17 protein-coding genes, 1 tRNA gene and 1 pseudogene are annotated in these 20,400 nt (G+C 72.0%); 9 read left to right on the plus strand and 10 right to left on the minus strand.

All coding sequences use genetic code 11. The features are described from left to right. Window positions 1-40: 40 nt before the first annotated feature. From AB0I21_RS24185 to AB0I21_RS24195, 3 genes are all read right to left on the minus strand, one after another. Window positions 41-114, minus strand: a tRNA-Pro gene (locus AB0I21_RS24185). A gap of 61 nt (window positions 115-175) precedes the next feature. Continuing rightward, a complete protein-coding gene (locus AB0I21_RS24190; protein ID WP_360564322.1) occupies window positions 176-1,327 on the minus strand; it encodes an alpha/beta fold hydrolase in 1,152 nt (383 codons plus the stop codon). Next, window positions 1,324-2,217 carry a metallophosphoesterase gene (locus tag AB0I21_RS24195; protein WP_360564324.1) on the minus strand — a complete coding sequence of 298 codons (894 nt, stop codon included), beginning with the start codon at window positions 2,215-2,217 and terminating at the stop codon, window positions 1,324-1,326. The genes AB0I21_RS24190 and AB0I21_RS24195 overlap by 4 nt, the downstream gene beginning before the upstream one ends. A gap of 65 nt (window positions 2,218-2,282) precedes the next feature. Between AB0I21_RS24195 and AB0I21_RS24200 the strand changes: the two genes are divergently transcribed. Then, window positions 2,283-2,729: a GatB/YqeY domain-containing protein gene (locus tag AB0I21_RS24200; protein ID WP_360564326.1), complete on the plus strand. Its 447-nt coding sequence runs from the start codon at window positions 2,283-2,285 to the stop codon at window positions 2,727-2,729. A gap of 86 nt (window positions 2,730-2,815) precedes the next feature. Here the strand turns inward: AB0I21_RS24200 and AB0I21_RS24205 are convergent, their stop codons facing one another. Further along, entirely contained in the window at window positions 2,816-5,254 is a 2,439-nt protein-coding gene (locus AB0I21_RS24205) for a transglycosylase domain-containing protein (RefSeq protein WP_360564328.1), read from the minus strand. 432 nt (window positions 5,255-5,686) lie between these two features. On the opposite strand from AB0I21_RS24205, the gene AB0I21_RS24210 reads away from it, so the two are divergent. Continuing rightward, entirely contained in the window at window positions 5,687-5,995 is a 309-nt protein-coding gene (locus tag AB0I21_RS24210) for a WhiB family transcriptional regulator (RefSeq protein WP_344515926.1), read from the plus strand. 8 nt (window positions 5,996-6,003) lie between these two features. Here the strand turns inward: AB0I21_RS24210 and AB0I21_RS24215 are convergent, their stop codons facing one another. The 3 genes from AB0I21_RS24215 to AB0I21_RS24225 all read right to left on the minus strand — a co-directional run bounded on the left by AB0I21_RS24215 (window position 6,004) and on the right by AB0I21_RS24225 (window position 9,135). Further along, on the minus strand, window positions 6,004-7,122 hold the full coding sequence (locus AB0I21_RS24215) for an ArsA-related P-loop ATPase (RefSeq protein ID WP_360564330.1): 1,119 nt from the start codon (window positions 7,120-7,122) through the stop codon (window positions 6,004-6,006). Window positions 7,123-7,156: 34 nt separating this feature from the next. Next, the gene (locus AB0I21_RS24220; protein ID WP_360564332.1) at window positions 7,157-8,092 is read right to left on the minus strand and encodes an ArsA-related P-loop ATPase; all 936 of its coding nucleotides are present in this window, start codon (window positions 8,090-8,092) and stop codon (window positions 7,157-7,159) included. A gap of 77 nt (window positions 8,093-8,169) precedes the next feature. Further along, window positions 8,170-9,135, minus strand: coding sequence for a hypothetical protein (locus tag AB0I21_RS24225; RefSeq protein WP_360564334.1), 966 nt, complete (start codon window positions 9,133-9,135; stop codon window positions 8,170-8,172). A 157-nt stretch (window positions 9,136-9,292) separates the two neighbouring features. Here AB0I21_RS24225 and AB0I21_RS24230 point away from each other — a divergent pair, with 157 nt between their 5' ends. From AB0I21_RS24230 to AB0I21_RS24245, 4 genes and pseudogenes are all read left to right on the plus strand, one after another. After that, window positions 9,293-9,451, plus strand: coding sequence for a hypothetical protein (locus AB0I21_RS24230; RefSeq protein ID WP_344515934.1), 159 nt, complete (start codon window positions 9,293-9,295; stop codon window positions 9,449-9,451). Window position 9,452: 1 nt separating this feature from the next. Then, window positions 9,453-9,914, plus strand: coding sequence for a RidA family protein (locus AB0I21_RS24235; RefSeq protein WP_360564336.1), 462 nt, complete (start codon window positions 9,453-9,455; stop codon window positions 9,912-9,914). A 76-nt stretch (window positions 9,915-9,990) separates the two neighbouring features. After that, entirely contained in the window at window positions 9,991-10,776 is a 786-nt protein-coding gene (locus tag AB0I21_RS24240) for an MBL fold metallo-hydrolase (protein ID WP_360564338.1), read from the plus strand. Next, window positions 10,773-14,267 (plus strand): annotated as a pseudogene (locus tag AB0I21_RS24245) (adenylate/guanylate cyclase domain-containing protein); the annotation flags it as partial. The gene AB0I21_RS24240 and the pseudogene AB0I21_RS24245, both read left to right, overlap by 4 nt. 502 nt (window positions 14,268-14,769) lie before the next feature. On the opposite strand, the gene AB0I21_RS24250 reads toward AB0I21_RS24245, so the two are convergent. Then, window positions 14,770-15,384, minus strand: a complete 615-nt coding sequence (locus tag AB0I21_RS24250) for a HEAT repeat domain-containing protein (protein ID WP_360564340.1) — start codon at window positions 15,382-15,384, stop codon at window positions 14,770-14,772. A 22-nt stretch (window positions 15,385-15,406) separates the two neighbouring features. Here AB0I21_RS24250 and AB0I21_RS24255 point away from each other — a divergent pair, with 22 nt between their 5' ends. Continuing rightward, window positions 15,407-15,985: a DinB family protein gene (locus tag AB0I21_RS24255; protein ID WP_360564342.1), complete on the plus strand. Its 579-nt coding sequence runs from the start codon at window positions 15,407-15,409 to the stop codon at window positions 15,983-15,985. Between the two features lie 983 nt (window positions 15,986-16,968). Here AB0I21_RS24255 and AB0I21_RS24260 read toward each other — a convergent pair. Continuing rightward, window positions 16,969-17,772 (minus strand): class I SAM-dependent methyltransferase, encoded by an 804-nt coding sequence (locus AB0I21_RS24260; RefSeq protein WP_360564344.1) that lies wholly within the window; start codon window positions 17,770-17,772, stop codon window positions 16,969-16,971. A gap of 278 nt (window positions 17,773-18,050) precedes the next feature. On the opposite strand from AB0I21_RS24260, the gene AB0I21_RS24265 reads away from it, so the two are divergent. Beyond that, window positions 18,051-18,635 carry a TetR/AcrR family transcriptional regulator gene (locus AB0I21_RS24265; RefSeq protein WP_360564345.1) on the plus strand — a complete coding sequence of 195 codons (585 nt, stop codon included), beginning with the start codon at window positions 18,051-18,053 and terminating at the stop codon, window positions 18,633-18,635. 14 nt (window positions 18,636-18,649) lie between these two features. On the opposite strand, the gene AB0I21_RS24270 is transcribed toward AB0I21_RS24265, so the two are convergent. After that, window positions 18,650-20,041 (minus strand): FAD-linked oxidase C-terminal domain-containing protein, encoded by a 1,392-nt coding sequence (locus tag AB0I21_RS24270; protein ID WP_360564347.1) that lies wholly within the window; start codon window positions 20,039-20,041, stop codon window positions 18,650-18,652. A 31-nt stretch (window positions 20,042-20,072) separates the two neighbouring features. Here AB0I21_RS24270 and AB0I21_RS24275 point away from each other — a divergent pair, with 31 nt between their 5' ends. Next, window positions 20,073-20,363: a DUF4031 domain-containing protein gene (locus tag AB0I21_RS24275; protein ID WP_344514226.1), complete on the plus strand. Its 291-nt coding sequence runs from the start codon at window positions 20,073-20,075 to the stop codon at window positions 20,361-20,363. Window positions 20,364-20,400: the final 37 nt, after the last annotated feature.

The following is a 20,400-nucleotide window of genomic DNA, read 5'->3' on the forward strand; positions in this document are numbered from 1 at the left end:
TGTTGCCAGGAAACCGACCCTCACCAGGTGGTTCACGAAGTCGGGGTAGCCGGATTTGAACCGACGGCCTCTTCGTCCCGAACGAAGCGCGCTACCAAGCTGCGCTATACCCCGAGCGTGCCGAGTAATCGTAGCCCACGCTCGGCAGGGCTCCAACTCGGTATCCCCTGTGGCCTCAGAGAGACTTGAGAAAGCTGGTCACCGTGGACTCGTAGGCGGCCGGATCCAGGTTCCAGCTGCGGCAGTGACCTGCCTCGCGGGTTTCGACGAGCTGTACCGACGGCGACGCGGCGGCAAGAGCGACCGTCGGCTGCGGGGCCACGGTGCGGTCGTCGTGGTCGACGTAGAGCAGGGTCGGCACGTCGAGGGGGACGTCGCCGTAGTCGAGGTCCGCGGGGCGCACGCCCAGGCGGTGCTGGATGAGTTTGAGCGCGGTCCAGGTCCACAGGGGCGGCACGTTGAGCTGGCGGGCGTTCATGCGCAGGGTAGCGGTCCAGTCCACGACCGGGCAGTCCAGGATGACGCCGCGCAGGAAGCCGTCGTGCGACCAGGAGCGCAGCAGGTTGAGGATCGCGGCGCCGCCCATGGACCAGCCGTAGAGCACGATCTGGCGGGCGCCGGCGGTGCGGGCGTAGTCGATCGCGGACAGGACGTCACGCCACTCGGTGTGGCCGAGGTGGAAGAGGGCGTCGGGGCTGGGGAACGCCTCGGGGTCGTTGCGGTACGTGACGACCAGGGTGTTGTGCCCGGAGGCGGCCAGGGTCGGCAGGATGCGCAGGGCCTCACCGCGCGGCGCGCCCCGGCCGTGGACCGCGATGATCCACGTGTCGTCGGCCGGGCCGCTGGTCGGCGGGACCAGCCACGCGGGGCAGTCGCCGAGCTCGGCCGGGACCAGCACCTCCTCGAAGGGCAGGCCACGGGCCGACAAGGGGTCGCCCTCGTAGACATAGCCGGTGGTGTACCCCCGGAGCCCGCTGGTCAGCGTGCCCCGCGTCAGCGTCGTAATCTCCCGGGTCACGCTGACCCGGTCCGTGGCGATGACCGGGCCGAGCACGGCGTGCCCCGCGGGCCACACGAAGGCGAGCGGCATCGAGCGGGCCGTGTCGGGAGTCCGGGTCAGGGTGATCCGGTTGCCGGCGTACGCCCGGACGCGGACGGGCCACGCCCGGGCGGCGTTGACGTTGAGGACCTGGCCGGCGAGGAACCAGCCGGCGCCCGCGGTGCCGGTCGGCAGCAGCACGGCGAGCCCCGCGGCGCCCGCCACGCCGGCATAGGCGGCCCGCCGCGGCCACTTCCGCGGGACGGGCGCCGGCGCCACGGAGGTCATCGCGGCACGAGGGTCAGGATCGACGCCTCCGGCGGGCAGGCGAAGCGCACCGGCGCGGTCGGGTGGGTGCCGAGGCCCGCCGACACGTGCAGGAACGCCGACGAATACGGCCAGCGGTGCAGCCCCTTCGCCATGCGCCGGTCGAGGCCGCAGTTGGTGACGAGCGCCCCGAAGAAGGGCATCGCGACCTGGCCACCGTGCGTGTGGCCGGCCAGGAGCAGGTCGAAGCCGTCGTCGGCCATGCGGTCCAGGATGCGCGGCTCGGGGGCGTGGGTGAGGCCGAGGCGCACGTCGACGTCGGCCGAGGCGGGCCCGGCGACGCTGTCGTAGTCGTCGCGGCCGATGTGCGGGTCGTCGACGCCGACCAGCTCGACGGTACGGCCACCGGCCTTGATCGTCGTCCGGGCGTTGTTGAGGTCGGCCCAGCCGTGGCCGGCGAGCACGTCGCGCAGCTCCTCGGTGGGCAGGACGGCACCCTGCACATACGGCTTGTCGCGGTTGAAATACCCGAACGGGTTCTTCAGCACGGGCCCGCGGTAGTCGTTGCTGCCGAACACGAAGGCACCCGGACGGTCGAGCAGTGGTGTCAGTGCGCGGACCACGGCAGGCACCGCATCCACGTGGGCCATGTTGTCGCCGGTCACCACGACGAGGTCGGGGTCGGTGCCCGCCAGCTCGCCGATCCACCGCTGCTTGCGGTGCTGGCCGGGGGTGAGGTGGAAGTCGCTGAGGTGCAGGATCCGCAGCGGCTCGGCGTCCGGGGAGAGCACGGGGACGTCGAACCTGCGCAGGGTGAACATGTTGCGCTCGACGAGCGAGGCATAGGCAAATGTGGCAGCACCGGCCGCGGCGGCACCGACGGCGAGGCGCCGGACAGTCTTCGAGCGCATCCGCTCAGCGTACCGGGGGTTTTACAACAGAATTTGGCCAAGTCCCCCGCGGATAGACTGCACTCATGTTGAAGGAGCGTCTGGAGTCCGACTTGCGCGAGGCCATGAAGGCCCGCGACGAGTTGGTGACCTCGACCCTGAGGATGGCGATCACCGCGGTTCGCAACGCCGAGGTCGCCGGCAAGGCCGCCCGCGAGCTGTCCGACGAGGAGATCCTCTCGGTGCTCACCAAGGAGGCGAAGAAGCGGCGCGAGGCCGCCGAGGCGTTCGCCGGCGCCGGCCGTGAGGCGCAGGCGGCGAAGGAGCGCGCCGAGGAGGAGGTGCTCGCCGGATATCTGCCGGTCCAGCTCTCCGAGGAGGACCTCGCGGGCATCGTCCGCGACGCGCTCGCCGGACTGGGCGGGGCGCCCAACATGGGCCAGGCGATGAAGGCCGCGCAGGCCGCCGTCGCCGGCCGGGCCGAGGGTGGCCGCGTCGCCGCCGAGGTCCGCGCCCAGCTCGCCAAGGGCTGAGCGAAGCACAGAGCTGAGCGGCAGCAGGACACAACGGAACGGCCGCCCCAGGAGCTCCTGGGGCGGCCGTTGTCGTCGTAGCGGGGTCAGCAGACCCAGGGCACCGGGCATTCCGTGTCGTCACGGATGCCGTCCGGGTTGTCGCCCAGGTACGGCGGGGCCGCCGCGCCGGGGCCCTTGCTGATGACCAGCGAGACCTGCCCGCCCTTGACCGTGGCGCCGCCCGGCTCGGTGCGGGCGACCGTGCCCGCCGGGCAGGGCGAGGCGACCTGGGCGGAGGAGACCGTCACGGTGAACCCGGCCCGGGTGATCCGGCTGCGCGCCTGGTCGACCGGGGCGCACTTGACCGACGGGATCTCCACCAGCTTGCCCATCGACTTGTCCTTGGTCGGCGCCGTGAACTGCACCACCGGCTTGCCGACGAGGCCGTCCTTGAGCGTGCCCAGGGTCGCGTAGTTGATCTGGGGGTGCTTCATGTCCTTGTTGGTCTCGGGCCAGTCGGGGTCGGTGAGGAAGCCGCCGACCGCGAGCTGCTTGGTCATCGCGACGAACGTGGCGCTCTTCTCCGAGTCGGTGGTGCCCGACTTGCCGGCGACCGGGCGGCCGACGTACTTGCGGGCGTAGCCCGCGGTGGCGCCGCCGCACTTGCCGGTGGCGGACTGGTCGCCGACCGGGCAGCGGGCCATGTCGACGGCCGCCCGCGCGACCTCCTTGTCGACGACCTGCTTGCACTTCGGGTCGAGCCCCTCGACCTTCTTGCCGCTGTTGTCCTTGACCTCGAGGATCGGGGTCGGGTCGCAGTACAGGCCGTCCGCGGCGAGCGTGCCGTAAGCGTTGGCCAGCTGCAGCGGCGTGGTGGCGCTGACGCCGAGGGTGAAGGCGCCCCAGCCCTTCGGGTTGGCGGCGAGCTTGGCGTCCTCGGAGGCGTTGAACTGGATGCCCAGGCGCTTCGCGACGTCGACGACCTTGTCGGCGCCGACCTGCTGCTCCAGCGGCACGAAGTACGTGTTGATGGAGCTGCCGAACGCGGTCCACATGTTGTACGGACCGGACTGGCCACCGGCGTTCTTCGGGCAGTACCACGGGCCGTTGCAGGCCGCCGGGCTGCTCGGGTCGATCTTGAAGGTCGACTGGAACTGCTTCTCGGTGTTGATCGTCGTCGCCAGGGGCAGGCCGGCCTCCAGCGCCGCCACCGCGGTGAACATCTTGAACGTCGAGCCGGCCTGGTAGCCGGGGATGTCCTTGTCACCGGTGATGATCGGCACCGTGGTGTTCGGGTAGTTGCCCTTCTGGCCCTTCTTGTCCGGGTTGGTGTTGGGCCCGTTCTTGCTGTTGTCGTTGCTGAACGTGCGGTTCGTCGCGATCGCCGTGACCCGGCCGGTGCCGGGCTCGACCGCGGCGAGCATGATCGCGTTCTGGTTGCCCAGCCGGATCTTCTCGTTCTTGCCGACGTTCGGCTGGTCGGCGGCGTACTTGAAGGCCGCGGCCTGGGTGTTGACGTCGAGGGCGGAGATCACCGTGTAGCCGCCGGCGCGGAGCCGGTTGGCGCGCTGGTACTGGTCCTCGCCGAAGACCTTCTGCTCCATCCACCAGCGGCGCAGGTAGTCGCAGTAGAAGCCGGCGCCCAGCTCGGTGGGGCGCTGCACCGACTCGCAGCCCTCGGGCGTGCGCTTGCCGACGATGTTCAGCTTGGTCTTGCCGGCCTCGTCGGCCTGCTGCTGGTTGATGTAGCCCATCGCGACCATCTGGTTGAGCACGTACTTCTGCCGGTCCAGCGCGCGGGGCAGGCCCTCGGCGGTCGCCGGGTCGCTCGTGCCGGGCGCCTTGACCAGGCCGGCGATGAGCGCGGCCTCGGGCAGGGTCAGGTCCTTCGGGTCCTTCTCGAAGTACACGTGCGCGGCCGCGAAGATGCCGTAGGCGCCGTGACCGAACGCGGCGATGTTGAGATACCGGAGCAGGATCTCGTCCTTGTTGAGCTTCTTCTCCAGGTCGATCGCGTACTTCATCTCGCGCAGCTTGCGCGTGGGGGTCTTGTCGGTGGCGTCCACCACATCCTGCGGCGTCTTGGCCGAGTAGGAGATCGCCTGCCGCACGTACTGCATGGTCAGCGTCGAGGCGCCCTGCTCGGCGGTGCCGCCGGCGTTCTGGTTGGCGACGAACGCGCGCGCCACACCCTTCACGTCGACGCCACGGTGCTCGTAGAACCGGTTGTCCTCGGCGGCCACGATCGCCTTGCGCATGACGTCGGCGACGTCGGTGAGCGTGGTGACGTCGCGGCGGTTCTCGTCGTACATCATCGCCAGCAGGGTCTTGCCGTCGGATGCGTAGACATAACTGATCTGCGGCGACGGCAGCACATCGATGTCGGTCGGCAGATTCTCGAACGTGTCGGCGCCGGCCTTCGCGGCGAGGCCCGACATCGCGACCGCGGGGAATGCGGCCGCAGCGACCACCAAGCCCGCGAGCAGCCCACACAGCAGGAGTGATGCTGCATTGGGCAGCAGGCCGTGTTCGCGTTTGCGCATCCAGGTCACTTCCTCAGACTACGTGACAGCGTCATGAGGCCGCGTCCTGATGCTGGCGTCCTCGTTGTCCTAGACGCGTGACACCGGGCGTGAGGTTGACCCGTAGCCGAGTCTGATACACGGATCGCGGGGATGCGGGCTTTTTGGGCAAATCGCACCCGGTCGTGACGCAGCAGTAGCACGCTCCGGCCTTTTGGTGGATCACATAAGGCCGGTTAACCTGGTGCAACAACGTTGCGTAACTGGACGACTACAGAGCATGATGTTCCGGAAAGCTCCTCTCGGGGTTCCCGTGGCCGGGGACCCTCCTGTCGCGCCGGGTAGCCCGGCGAACTGCATCCAAAAGCCATGGGGGGACGTGGTTTGGGTGCTATTCGCTGGGGCAAGCACGGCGGATGGACCCGGGGGGAGTCCAAGGGGGGAAGAGGAAATATGAGCATGGTCGTCGACTGGCCCAGCATCGCCGCGTGTCGCAATGGCGACCCGGACGCTTTGTTCGTCCAGGGTGCCGAGCAGAACGTGGCGAAGCGGATCTGCCGGAGCTGCCCCGTGCGGTATGAGTGCCTGGCGGACGCCCTCGACAACCGGATCGAGTTCGGAGTCTGGGGCGGCATGACCGAGCGCGAGCGCCGTGCGTTGCTGCGCCGTCACCCGCAGGTGCCCAGCTGGCGCAAGATGTTCGAGGCCGCCATGGATCGTAACGAGAAGGACGCCACCAAGGAGCTCGTTCCGACCGGCTGAGGCACCGGCTAGAACGAGTATCCGATCGCGCGCAGCCCGTCGAGGTCATGGACGTCGGCGGGCTGTGCCGGGATCTTCACGACCGGAACACCCGGGTGGGCCCGCAGGAACCGGCCTGACACCGCCGCCTGCCTGTCCCGCTGGTCCGCGAGCTCCGCGTGCACGCGCAGCACCTCCGCCGTCGAGGGGTGCTCACCCAGCTCGTCGAGGCGGACGGCGGCGGCACGGGCCTCGTCGGCGCTCAGCGCGGCGGGCACCGACACCACCCGGTTGAGCACGAGACCCGCCAGCGGCATCCGGTCGGCCGCGAGCCGCCCGGCGAAATACATCGCCTCCCGGACCGCGTCCGGCTCGGGCGCCGCCACCACCAGGAACGCCGTCTCCGGTGCCTGGAGCACCCGGTACGTCTGCTCGGCGCGCTCACGGAAGCCGCCGAACATCGAGTCGAGGGCGCCGACGAACCCCGACAGGTCGGTCAGCAGCTGCGCCCCGAGAATCTTGGTGACGGTACGGCTGAACAGCCCGAACGAGGCCGACACCAGGTTGAACACGCTGCGCCCGCCGGCCCGGGCCGGGGCGAGCAGCAGCCGCAGCATCTTGCCGTCCAGGAACCGCGACAGCCGCGCCGGCGCGTCGAGGAAGTCCAGCGCGGAGCGCGACGGCGGCGTGTCGACCACGATCAGGTCCCACTCGTCGCGGGCCCGCAGCTGGCCGAGCTTCTCCATCGCCATGTACTCCTGCGTGCCGGAGAACGTGGAACTCATGGCCTGGTAGAAGGGGTTGGTGAAGATCTCCTCGGCCCGCTTCGGGTCGGTGTGCTCGAGCACGACCTCGTCGAAGGTCCGCTTCATGTCCAGCATCATGGCCTGGAGCTCGGCCGAGTCGGGCTGCAGCCCCTTGACCAGGCGCGGCGTGTTGTCCAGCTCGGTCAGGCCCAGCGCCTGCGCCAGCCGGCGCGCCGGGTCGATGGTGAGCACCACTGTGCGACGGCCGTGCCGCTCGGCGGCACGCACCGCGAGCGCGGCCGCGGTCGTGGTCTTGCCGACTCCGCCGGAGCCGCAGCAGACGACGATGCGGATCGCCGGGTCGGCGAGGATCGCGTCGACGTCGAGCTTGGGGGTCCCCACCTAGCGAGCGTATCCGTTCATCGCTCGGTCAAGCTCAGGTGAGCAAGAGATCACCGAGGGACTCCAGCGCCTGCGGGGTGACACCACCCGGGAGCACGGGCAGCTCCACCACCGGCCGGCCGAGACCCTGCAGGTCGGCCCGCAGTGACGCCTCCGCGGCGATCCGGGTCTGGTACGCCTTGGCCTCGCCCGCCAGCCCCGCGAGGGTCTCCTTGTCGGCGGTGAGCCCCGCCGCGGTCAACCCCCGGCGCAGGTCCGCCTGGGTCACCTTCGCCCCGGCCAGCACGGGCGGGCGGGTCGCGTTGACGATCACCGTGCCGATCGGGATGCCGAGCCGGCTGAGCTCGTCGATCGCGTCGGCGGTCTCCTGGACCGGCATCTCCTCCAGAAGAGTGACCACGTGCACGGCGGTCATCGGCGAACGCAGGATCGCCGCGACGCCCTCGCTCTGCGTCTTGATCGGGCCGACCTTCGCCAGCCGGGCCGTCTCGGCGGTCACGTTGAGGAAACGGCCGATCCGCCCCGTCGGCGGCGCGTCGAGGATGACCGCGTCGTACACCCGGCGGCCGTCGACGGTGCGCGTCACCGCCTCCTTGACCTTGCCGGTCAGCAGCACGTCGCGGAGCCCCGGCGCGACGGTCGTGGCGAAGTCGACGGCGCCGACCTTGCGCAGCGCCCGGCCGGCCACGCCGAGCCGGTAGAACATCTCCAGGTACTCCAGGAGCGCCTCCTCGGCGTCCACGGCCAGCGCGCGGACCTCGCCGCCGCCGCTCGCCGTGGCGATCCGCAGCTCCTGGTAGGGCAGCGGGTCGCGGTCGAAGACCTGCGCGATGCCCTGCCGGGCCTCGACCTCGATCAGCAGCGTGCGCCGGCCGTCCCTGGCCAGCGCGAGCGCCAGCGCGCCGGCGACCGTGGTCTTGCCCGTGCCGCCCTTGCCGGTGACCACATGCAGACGGGCGGGCCAGCCCATGCTTCCTGCACGGCCGCCCCGCCCGTCCTGAGACTCGCGCGTTGTCACCCCTCGACGCTACAGGGCGCCGTCCGCGACTACGCGGTGGTGATCTCGCACACCCACCAGCCGTTGTCCTTCGTCGCGAGGAACTTGTACTTCGACTCGGCGACCTTCTCGTCACTCGTGGCGACCTTGATCGGCACGACCAGCGTCGCCGAGGAGGCGTCCTGCTTCTCGACCGTCGGGGCGGGCCAGGTGTAGGTCGGGCTGGTCAGGCCGGCGTCGTACTTCTTGATGTCGTCGACCCGGGCGGCCAGCTTGTTCTTGTCACGGGACGACGCGCAGACGTACTTGAGCGCCTCGGTGGTGTTCTTGTCCTTGTAGACGGCCTTGAGGAAGCCGTTGACCGCGTCGACCGCGCTCGGCTGGCCCTTGCCCTGGTTGCCCTTCTGGACGAAGTACGCCGCCGCGCCGCCACCGCCGCACAGGACGAGCACGACCGCCAGGACGATCAGGGTGATCATCAGGCCGCGCTTCCTCGGCGGCGCCGGCTGCTGGTAGCCGGGCTGGTAGCCGCCCGCGTAGGGGTCGGCCGGGAAGCCACTGGTCGGCTGGCCGGGGAAGCCGCTCGTGGGCTGACCGGGGAAGCCGCTCGTGGGCTGGGCCGGGAAACCGCTGGTCGGCTGCTGCTGCATCGGACCCGTCGGGAACTGCCCGGTCGGCTGCGGACCCGTCGGGAACGCGCCCGTCGCCGGGTACTGCGGCTGCTGCGGGTAACCCTGCTGCGGATACTGCGCCGGGTCGGGCTGCTGCGGATACCCGGCCTGCGGGAACGGCGGCTGGACCGGCATCGCATACGGCTGGCCGGACGTCGGCGGAGCGGAGGTCGGAGGCGCCGAGGTGGGCGGCGCGGCGAACGGGTCCTGCACGCCCGGCGCGGGCGGCCAGCCCTGACCCGGAGCCGGCTGCGGAGGCTGCGGTGCCTGACCCGGCGCGGCGTAAGGGTCGCCCGGCTGGCCCTGGTATTCGGGCTGCCCGGGGTACTGGGGCGGTTGTGTCATGTCTCCACCTCGTGTGCGACGGCCGGTCCGCCGGCGGTCCGGCTCCCGGGACCCGTGCGGCGCGGCCCTTAGGGTAGCCGTCGCGCGCGAGCATTGGGGGACCCCATTTCGGTCGGCGTCCGCTCGTCGCGCCGCAGGCGACCGATAGTCTCCCCTCATGCAGAAATGGGAGTACCTGACCGCACCCCTGCTGGTCCACAACACGAAGCTGATCCTGGACAACTTCGGCGAGGACGGCTGGGAGCTCGTGGCGATCGTGCCGGGCCTCAACCCGGAGAACCTCGTGGCCTACTTCAAGCGCCCCAAGGCGGACTGACGTGGGCAGTGAGGTGTTCACCCGGCTGGAGGAACTGGGCCTGACGATCCCGGCGGTCGTGCCGCCGGTCGCCGCCTACGTGCCGGCCGTACAGACGAACAACCACGTGTATGTCTCGGGGCAGCTGCCGATGGTCGACGGGAAGCTCGCCGCCGCCGGCCTGGTCGGCGCCGAGGTGACCCCCGAGCAGGCCAAGGAGCTCGCCCGCCAGGCCGGGCTCAACGCCCTCGCCGCCGTGCACGCCCTGGTCGGCCTGGACAAGGTCGTCCGGGTGGTCAAGATCGTCGGGTTCGTCGCGTCGGCACCGGGCTTCACCGGCCAGCCGGGCGTCATCAACGGCGCCAGCGAGCTGTTCGCCGAGGTCTTCGGTGAGGCGGGCCGGCACGCCCGCAGCGCCGTCGGCGTCTCCTCCCTGCCGCTCAACACCCCGGTCGAGGTCGAAGCGATCTTCGAGGTCGCCTGAGCGACGGACCCCCGCGCGGGTTCGATGCCCGGTCGGGTGACGTGTCGTGGGAACCGGCCCGCCGTACGATCACTTCGTGGTAAGCCACGTCACCGCCCCGACCGCCGGGGTCCTCACGTCGTTGCCCGACTGGGTGACGCTGGTCCGTGCGCCCAACCCGGGCCCGATGACACTCGACGGCACCAACACCTGGCTCCTGCGGGCGCCCGGCGGCGGCTGCGTCGTCGTCGACCCGGGCCCGCTGGACGAGGGCCACCTGCGGGCAGTCGCCGGCCACGCGCCGATCGCCGCCATCATCCTCACGCACAGCCACGAGGACCACACCGAAGGTGTACCGCGCCTCGCCGAGCTCACCGGCGCGCCGGTCCACCAGCCGCCGGTACACGCGACACTCGACGTCGACGGCGTCCTCATCGAACCTGTCATCACGCCCGGTCACACCGCCGACTCCGTCTGCTTCGCCGCACGGCACGGCGACCAGCGGCTGATGCTGACCGGCGACACCATCCTCGGCCGGGGAACCACCATCGTCGCCTGGCCCGACGGCGACCTCGGCGACTACCTGAACAGCCTGCGACTGCTGGCCGGCTTCGAGGGCGTCCCCGCGCTGCCCGGACACGGTCCGGCACTCACCGACACCGCCGTCGCCGCCCGCTTCTACCACCAGCACCGCCAGGCCCGCCTCGAACAGGTCCGGGCGGCGCTCGCTGCGGGCGCCACCGATCCCGCCGAGGTCGTCGCTCTGGTGTACGCCGATGTCGACCGCAGCCTGTGGGAAGCGGCCGAGTGGTCGGTCCGGGCGCAACTTGCCTATCTGAGTCGGGAATCACAACCACCCCAGCCAGGGTTGGACGCAACGTGACGTGTTCGGTGTGTGGAACCGTGGCCGTTCCGGGTGCGCGGTTCTGCCACCATTGCGGCTCCGCGCTGCCGGCCGCGGCCACCCTCCCGGCCGCCGAGCGGCGGATCGTGACCGTGCTCTTCGGCGACCTGTCCGACTTCACCGCCTGGTCGGAGGACCTCGACCCGGAGCGGGTCGGCGCGGTCACCGACCGGGTGCTCGCCGCGCTCGCCGGCGCGGTCAAGACCTTCGGCGGACACGTCGACAAGCTCACCGGCGACGGCATCATGGCTGTCTTCGGCGCCCCCGTCGCCCACGAGGACGACGCCGAGCGGGCCGTCCGCGCCGCGCTGTCCATGCAGCGGGCGGTGCGCCGGGTCCTCGACGACGAGCGCGGCGGCGGCGCCCCGCTCGGGCTGCGCATCGGACTCAACACGGGCACCGTCGTCGCCGGCGTACAGGCGGGCATCGAATACACGGTCATCGGCGACACCGTCAACACGGCGGCCCGGCTCGCCGACGCCGCCGCGATCGGCGCCGTCTACGCGGGCGACCGCACCGCCGCCACCACCCGGCGGCTCGCCTCCTGGCGCGCGCTGCGCCCCCTGCGCCTGAAAGGCAAACGGGAGCCGGTCGAAGCGTTCGAGCTGCTCGGCCTGCTCGACGCCCCCGGCACCCGCTCCGGCCTCGGCGACGAGGCGCCGTTCGTCGGCCGCGAGGCGGAGCTCGCCCGCGTCTCCGGCCGGCTCGCCGAGATCGCCGACCGGCAGGAGACCCGCGTCCTGGTCTTCACCGGCGAGGCCGGGCTGGGCAAGTCCCGGCTGGCCGGCGAGATCGAGCGCTTCGCCGCCGGCTACCTCGGCAGCGCCGGCTACACGCCGAGCGCCGGGTTCGCGCCCGGCGGCGGCGCCCGCGTGCTGTCCGTGCACTGCGCCGCCTTCGGCGAACGCCGCCGGCTCGCGCCCCTCGCCGACCTCGTCCGCGCCGCGATCGGCCTGCCGCCGGACGCCACCAACCTCACCCGTGAAGCGGTCGAGGAGCGGCTGCGCCGCCTCGCGCAGCGGCTGGCCCGCGCCGCCCGCGGCCGCCCCGAGCCGCCCCGCTTCGCCACCGACCTGCTGCTGAGCCTCATCGGCTACTCCGGCTCGTCGGCGGAGGCGTCCTGGGTCGCGCCCGGCGCCAAACCCGACGAGCTCGACCTGCACGCCGTGCCCAACGCGGTCGCGGAGCTGCTGTCGGGCATGGCCGCCGAGACGCCCCTCGTCGTCATCGTCGACGACCTGCACGACGCGACCGCCGAGACCGTCGACGCGCTCGGCGCCGTCATCGAGCGGATCACCGGCCCGGTCCTCATCGTGCTGCTCGGCCGGCCCGAGCTGGTCCGCTCCGCCGGCGTCCTCACCCGCGTGCCCGACGCCGAGCTGGTGCCGATCCCGCCGCTGCGCGGTGCCGACGCGGCGCGGCTGCTCAGCGCGTACCTCGGCGGCGGGCGGCTCGCGGCACCCGACGAGGACCGGCTCCTCGCGACCGCGCAAGGCAACCCGTTCTACCTCGCCGAACTGGTCACTCTCCTGCAGGAGCGCGGCGCGCTGAGCACCGTGCCCGGCAGCGACCCCGTCGGCTGGCGGCTCACCCCCGGCTCCCTCGGCGGGCGGCTGCTCTCCCGTGACCTCGCCGCCGTCCTCGCCGCCCGCATCGACGCGCTGCCCGCCGACACCCGCGCCGTGCTGCGCGATGCGGCCGTCATCGGCGACACCGTGCCCAGCCGGGCACTGGAGGCGCTGCGCTTCAACCCGCCCGGCCAGCCTGCCCGGCCCGCCGTCGTCGCCGCCGTCGAGCTGGAGCGCGCCGTCGAGGAGCTGCTCCAGCGGCGCATGCTGCGCCGGGCCCGCGGCGGGTACGCGTTCGCCACGCCGCTGCTGCGCGAGGCCGCGTACGCCGGCATCGGCAAGGCCGACCTCGCCGAGCGGCACGCCGCGCTGTCCCGCTGGGCGGCCGCGGCGATGACCGCCTGGCAGACCTCCGGCAACACCGGCGGCACCGTCACCGGCCTCAACATGACCGCCGGCGCCGCCGACGCGTTCATCGCCGACCACGCCGAGCGCGCCTCCCGCCTCGCCGACGTCGTCGGGCTGCGCCCCGACTCCCTCGCCCGCTCCGCCGCGCCGCTCGGCGTGCAGGCCCTCGGCCGCGCGGCCCGCGAGGCCCTCGCCACCGGCGAGCCCGCCCAGGCCGCCCAGGCCGCCGACCGGGCCGCCGCCCTCGGCACCGTCCCGCTCGGCGACCGGCTCGTGCACGCGCGGGCGCTGCTGCAGCTCGGCCGGGTCTCCGAAGCCCTCGCCAGCGCCGAGAAGGTCACCGCCAACGCACCCGACGACCCCGCGGTCCGGGTCGGCGCCCTGCTCGTCGCCGGCCGCGCCTACCGCGCCACCGGCGACCAGCGTCGCAGCTACCAGACCCTCAACGAAGCACTCGAAGCGGCGACGGAGGCGCGCCTCACGTACGAGCGGGGCGACGCCATGCGCCGGCTCGGCATGGCCGACTTCCTCGAAGGCCGGCTCGCCGAGGCCGGCGGGCGCTTCGCCGAGTCCTTCCAGATCGCGGTCAGCTCCGGCGACCGGCGGGCGCAGGCCTGGTCGCTGCAGCACCTGGCCTGGGTCACCACCACCCGCGGCGACTTCGCCGGCGCCGACGCCGCCCTCGGCCGGGCCGCCCGCCGCTTCGCCGAGCTGGGCGACCCCGTCGGCCGGGCCTGGCTGCGCGGCACCACCGCCTTCGTCCGGCTGCTCGCCGGCCGGCTCGGCGAGGCCAGGCGCCTGGCGAAGGCGTTCCTGCCCTTCGGTGAGCGGGTCGGCGACGCCTGGGCGGTCGGCACCCTGCGCGCGGTCGAGGCCTTCGCGGCCGCGGAGAGCGGCGACCTGGCCGACGCCGACCGGGAGGCGCGCCGGGCCTACCGCGACTTCGCCGCCGCCGGCGACGACTGGGGGCGCGGCCTCGCGCTCGTGGTCCGCGGCGTGGTCGCCCGCGAGCTGGCCGAGCCCGCGCACGCCTTCGACCTGCTCACCGACGCCACCGAGTACGGCGAGAAGACCGGCCATCCGCTGCTCATCGGCATGTCGCGGACGATGCGCGGCTTCGTCAGCCTGGACCGCGGCGACGCGGCGGCCGCCGAGGACGACGCCAGGGCCGTCCTGCAGGTCGTGGAGACCCACGACGTCCTCGAAGCGGCGAAGGTCGCACCGCGGGTCCTGTTCGGCCTGGCCCGCCAGGCTCAGGGCGACCTGGCGGCGGCGCTGGAGGTGCTCGGCTGCGTGGCCGCGGACCGCCCCGGGCCGTCGGTGATGTTCTCCCGCCGGCACGCGGTGGCCGCCTACGCCGGCGCCCTGCTCGCCGCGGGCCGGCAGGTCGAGGCCCTCGACTGGGCCCGGCAGGCGCAGACCCTGGCCGGCGAGGACGTGCGCAGCCGGATCTACGCGGCCCGCGTCCTGGCCGACGCCCTCGAGGCCAACGGCCAGTGCGACGAGGCCGCCGTCGTCACCGCCGCCCTCGCCACCTGACACGCCGCGTTACGTGATGATGTGGCGTGACTGTCTGATAACTCGACTGGAGATCGATTTCCGGTGAGGGTGAGCCGGACCGCCAGCGAGCGGCTGAGCGAGCCGGCGGGCCAGGCGTCCAGGCGGCGGCGCGTGCGGCCCATTTCGGGCCGCTTGATCCTTGTATAGGAGGTCGGCACATCCGGGGTCCACGTGGCGCCACCCAATACTCCGAGGCGGATGCCTGCTTGCCCGCTCGCATCCCGATCGCCGAGTTCCGTTTGACCGGTTTATACATCAGCTTCAGTTGACGGGTGACAGTTGACGCATCCCTTCTGTCGTACCGTCGCAGCGTGTAACCGGCGTGCCGTCCTCTCGCCGGGGTAGCGATCCTCGATGCCGGTCAAGCCACGCGGTCAGCGGCTAGATGAGTGTGCCTTGATCAACCTGAAGACGGCAGTGGCTGTTCGTAGGTGGACTACACAGTTCTGCTGCGCCCATTGACCCGTCGAGTGGCCTGGACCGCGACTTGACGGATGGCCGGGTCGTCGTCGGTGGTGGCGAGGGTGCGAAGCCAGGCGAGAGTGTCGGGGTGCTCCGGCCAGCCACTGACGACAGCCTGCACCACAGCCTCGCGGGTCGCCCAGTTTCGATCGGTCAACTTCTGCCGCAGGTCCGCGAGCGGGCGCCCGATCAGTTGGAGGTGGATGGCTGCTGCGGTTCGCGCAGCAAGAAAGCGTTGGCCGCTGGTGAGCCGACTACCAACCGATCGGTACCAGGCGTGGTACCGATCTACGTCGATCCACGCCGAGCTGACGGTTCGTAAGAGGTAGGGCGCCAGGCGTTCGACGGCAGCTGACAGCTCATCATTGTGGGTTGTGTCGTCACGGACGGCGACTTCTTCCAGCAACGCAATCAACGCGTTGGTCAAGTCGGACGACAGCGGAGCCAGGATGGTCGTCTTACGGATCTCGGTGGTCGCCTGCAACGCGATGAGCAGATGCCGGGGTAACCGCCGACGGACCCTCCAGCGCAGATCGGCCTGCAAGAGCTGGCCGATCGCGAGGACAGCAACCTTTCGGGTTTTTGTCATACCCCCGTGGGATGCTGCGGGCATGAGCAAAGCTGACCTCCACCGCTATCTGCAGGCCGGCCGCGATGCGCTGCTGTGGAAGCTGGAAGGGCTGTCGGAATACGACGCACGGCGCCCGTTGGTGCCGACCGGCACCAACCTGCTCGGTCTGGTGAAGCACGTGGCCAGCGTCGAGTCGGGCTATTTCGGTGTGACGTTCGGCCGGCCGTTCGAGGAGCCGATGCCGTGGATCGGTGAGGATGCCGAGCCGAGTGCCGACACGTGGGCCACGCCCGACGAGAGTCGCGAGCAGATCGTCGCCCTGTATAGGCGGGTGTGGGCGCACTCCGATGCCACGATCGAGGCGCTGCCGCTCGACGCCGCCGGGCAGGTGCCGTGGTGGTCCGCCGGGCACCGCGACGTGACGCTGCACCGGATCCTGATCCACATGATCGCCGAGACGGACCGTCACGCCGGTCACGCCGACATCATCCGCGAGCTGATCGACGGCGCCGCCGGCTTACACCAGGGCAACGACAACCTGCCGGCCGAGGACAAGGCCTGGTGGGCGAGCCACTACGACCGCGTGGAGCGCGCGGCGAAGGAGGCCGGCGACGGGTGACGCCTGCATTCCGGTGGTGAGCGGGCCGTCGTGGTGAGCGGGCCGTCGTGCTCATCGAGGGCGCGGCGGTAGGAGCTCCAGCGGCGCGGGTCGCACCTGCGCCGGTGGGCGCGGCGGTGCCGTCGGTCGGGCTCGGGGTGGCGCCCCGGGGTGCAGATAGGTCCGGCAGGCTTGGCGCTCAGCATCGCTTCGGCGTCAAGCACCGCGTCCTGGCGAAGCGCCCGACTCGTCGACGCGCCCGGCCCACCGAGGCGCCAACCCGCGGATGTGACAACCCTGGAAGCGACTGACTCACCGAGGCGGCCGATCCACCGGACCTGCTGCCCGCCGACTGTCCATCCGAGCGAACCGGCCAGTCCACTGAAGCGACCATCCCAGCGGCTCGGCAGCCCGCGGAGGCGCTGACCGTCTGCACGGTTCCTCGTAGCGGCCGGGTGCTTGCGACGGCGTCAGGTCCGTTGGGTCGGCACCCCATCGGTGCGGGTGTCCGTTCGCGTCGGCGTCAGGTCCGTCGGTGTGGCATCCGCCTCTTGGAGACCGCGGCGGTAGGAGCCCCATCAGCCCGGGGTCGCACCTGCGCCGGTGGGGGCGTCGGCACCGTCGGTCGGGCTCGGGGTGGCGCCCCAGGGCGCAGCTGGGTCCGGCAGGCCTTGGCGCTCGGCACCGCTTCGGTGTCCAGCAACGTGTCCCAGCGCCCGACTCGTCGACGCGCCCGACCCACCGAAGGCGACAACCCCTACAGTCGACAACCCCTGCAGGCGACAACCCCTGCAGTCGACGAACTCACCGAGGCGACCAGACACCGGACCAGCAGCCCACAGAGGCGCCGACCGTCGACACAGGTCCTCGCAGCGACCGGGTGCCTGCGACGGCGACAGTTTCATCGGCGCCGGGACCCGTCGGTGGGGGTATTCGTCAGCGTCGGTGTCCGTCCGCGTTGGAGACGGGTCGGTCGCGGGCGGCCACCGGCTGGCCGGCGGCGGCTACTGGACGTGTCGCAGGGCGGTGATGGCGACCGTGGTGTAGGGCATCGTGAAGGAGCCGCCGAGGTGGTCGATGGCGGTGCCGACGCTGTCCAGGATCTCGGTAAGGCGGTCCTGGGGCACGCGGGTGAGGACGCCTGACGTGGGGAGCTGGTCGAGCCAGGTGGCCGTGGTGTAGGTGTGCTCCCAGAAAAAGGTCCACTCCTCCGGCTCGGTGAAGGCGCCGGTCGCGCGGATGCCGTCGGCGGCCTGGACGAACATCGGGCGGTACATCGCGACGCCCTGCACCGATGCCTGGATGGTGAAGGGGGTGTCGGGCAGGACCCGGTGGTAGACCTCGGCGAAGGTCTCCGCGACGGTCGCAGGCAGCTCCCAGGTGTGCCAGAAGGCCGCCAGCAGGCCGCCCGGCCTGAGCACCTCAGCGGCCTTGGCCGCGCCCGCCGAGGCGTCCACCCAGTGCCAGGCGGTGGCGGCGACGACGGCGTCGAAGGAGCGGCCCGCGGGGTCCCAGGACTCGAAGGTCGAGACCTCGGCGTCGATGCCGGCGGCGCGGGCGAAGGCGGCCATCCGGGGGTCCGGCTCGACGCCGAGCACCGTGTGGCCGGCGGCTCGCAGCTGGCGGCTCGCGATGCCGGTGCCGCAGCCGACGTCGAGGACGTCTGGGCCGGGTGCGGTGGCGGTGATGCGGGCGATCAGCGCCTCCGGGTAGGCGAGGCGGGTCCGGTCGTAGCGCCCGGCGTCCACGCCGAACGACTCGGCGACCGCCCGGCGCTGCTCCGGGCTCGGACCCGGCTGCGACGACAACGCCGGCACCGACTGCGACGGCGATCCCGAAGCCGGCGACGATCCCGAACCCGGCTCCGAAGCCGAACCCGGCCACGGCCCCGAACCCGGCGAGAACCCCGAAGCCGGCGCCGAAGCTGGCAACGGACCCGGCGCCGGGTCGAGGGAGGGAGGGGGCGGGGGCGAAGACGGCGGTAGAGTGGCCATGCGCCCACTATAAGTGGGCAATCGCCCATTCGGAATGGGCAAGCGCCCACATGTAGGGGGCGCGAGCCCGGAACAGCAGGACGGGAGGCACGGTGCCGACTGGGGTGGCGTTACGCGACGCGCGGCAGCAGCTGCTCGACGCGGCGGAGCGGGTGCTGTTGCGGGACGGGCCGGGGGCGCTGACCAGCAGGACGGTCACAGCGGAGGCCGGCTGCGCCAAAGGCGTCCTGCACCGGCACTTCAAGGACTTCGACGACCTGCTCGTCGAGCTCGTCCGCGACCACGCCGGGCGGACGGTGGCCCGGGGAGAGACGTTGCGAGCCGCCGTGGGCACGGGCACCGTCCAGGACAACGTCGCCGAGGCGTTGGAGGAGTTGTTCACCTCGGTGGCGGTGGCGGTGGTGCCGCTGATGACGTTCCGGGACGAGCTGCGCGCCAGGCTGCGCCAGACCTGGCCCACGAGCCTGCCGGTGTTGCAGGAGGCGGCGGATTCGATCGCCGCCTACCTGGCCGCCGAGCGTGGCCTGGGCCGCATCGCCCAGGGGGCCGACACCGACACCCTGGCGAGGATGCTGATCGGCACGGGTCACCTGCTGTACGCCGACCGCCGCGTCGCTCCGCCGGCCGCCGAGACGGTCCGCGCGACCATCAGCGCCGCCCTGCCGGTGCGAGGCTGACGGGCGCGGAAGCGTCAGAAGATCTTGCCGGGGTTGAGGATGTTGTCGGGGTCGAGGGCGGCCTTGATCGAGCGGTGCGCCTTCAGGCCGGTGGGGCCGATCTCCCGGGCGAGCCAGTCGCGCTTGAGGAGGCCGACGCCGTGCTCCCCGGTGGAGGTGCCGCCGAGGGCGAGGCCCAGGGACATGATGGCGTCGAAGACCTTCTGGCCGCGGGCCAGGCTGGCGGGGTCGGAGCGGTCGATGACGATGATGGGGTGGAGGTTGCCGTCGCCGGCGTGGCCGACGGTGGCGACGACCACGCCGTGGGTCGCGGCGATGGACTCGATGCCTTCGATGAGCTCGACGAGCCGGGTGCGCGGGACGGCGACGTCGTCGACCATGATGCCGCCGCCGCCCGGGTAAAGCTGCGCGGCGAACTGCTCCAGCGCGGGGTGGGCGAGGCGGCGGGCGGCGAGAAGGGCGTCGGCCTCGACGCTGTCGGTGGCGACGTGGACGTCGGAGGCCTGCGCGTGGCGGCAGAGGGCGGCGATCGCGGCGAGGTCGTCGGGGGCCCGGCTGCCGGAGTCGACGGCGGCGATGAGCAGCGCGGCGGCGGTCGTGGGCAGGTCCATGGGGCGGTAGGCCTCGATGGCGCTGAGGCTGACCCGGTCGATGACCTCCAGCATGCTGGGCTGCAGGCCGGAGGCGATCACGGACGAGACGGCGGCCCCCGCGGCGGGGAGGGTGTCGAAGACGGCGACGAGAGTGAGCGAGTCGGCGGGCGCGGGGCGCAGCTTGACGGTGATCTCGGTGATGACGCCGAGGGTGCCTTCGGAGCCGACGAAGAGGCTGGTGAGGTCGTAGCCGGCGACGCCCTTGGCGGTGCGCCGGCCGCAGTTGAGGACCTCGCCGCTGGCCAGGACCACCTCGAGGCCGATGACGTGGTCGCTGGTGACGCCGTACTTGACACAGCACATGCCGCCGGCGTCGGTGGACACGTTGCCGCCGATGGTGGACTGCTCCCAGGAGCCCGGGTCGGGCGGGTAGTAGAGGCCCTTGTCGGCGACGGCGCGGCGGAGCTGGGCGTTGACGACGCCGGGCTGGACGACGGCGACACGGTTCGCGGCGTCGATGTCGATGATCTCGTTCATGGCGACGAGAGACAGCACGATCGCGCCGTCGATGGCGTTCGCGCCACCGGCCAGGCCGGAGCGGGCGCCCTGCGGGATGACGGGGACGCGGTGCCGGCTCGCGGCGCGGAGGACGGCGGAGACCTGGCCGGTGGTCCGGGGACGCACGACGACCGCGGGGGTGCCGTACGCGCACAGGTCGGCCTCGTCGTGCTCGTACGAACGCAGCAGGTCCGGGTCGGTGAGGACACCACCCTCGTGAGGCAGCGCGGCACGGAGCGCCTGAATGAGATCCATGCTGAGATCCATGTTTGGCAGGCTAGTAGGCGTGCTTTACATCGACACGCCGCGGTGGCCGGCGCACGGCAGGTTCTGGGCCCATCTGATCAGTGACGTGTCGGTGGCGGAGCTGCACGCGTTCGCGGAGCTGCTGGGGGCGCCGCGGCGCGGGTTCGAGCGGGATCACTACGACGTGCCCGCCGAGATGGCGCAGCGGGCCGTCTGGCTGGGCGCGGAGCGGGTGACCGGCAAGGAGATCGTGGCGCGCCTGAAAGCTGCCGGGCTGCGTCGGCCACGACATTTGTCCGGTTCTGCGGACGCATCCAGGACAGTGAAATAGCTGCTCAGGGGTTGTTATTGGGGGTAACTTAGGCGAC

Source organism: Dactylosporangium sp. NPDC050588, from assembly GCF_040654975.1.
Lineage (GTDB): Bacteria > Actinomycetota > Actinomycetes > Mycobacteriales > Micromonosporaceae > Dactylosporangium > Dactylosporangium maewongense.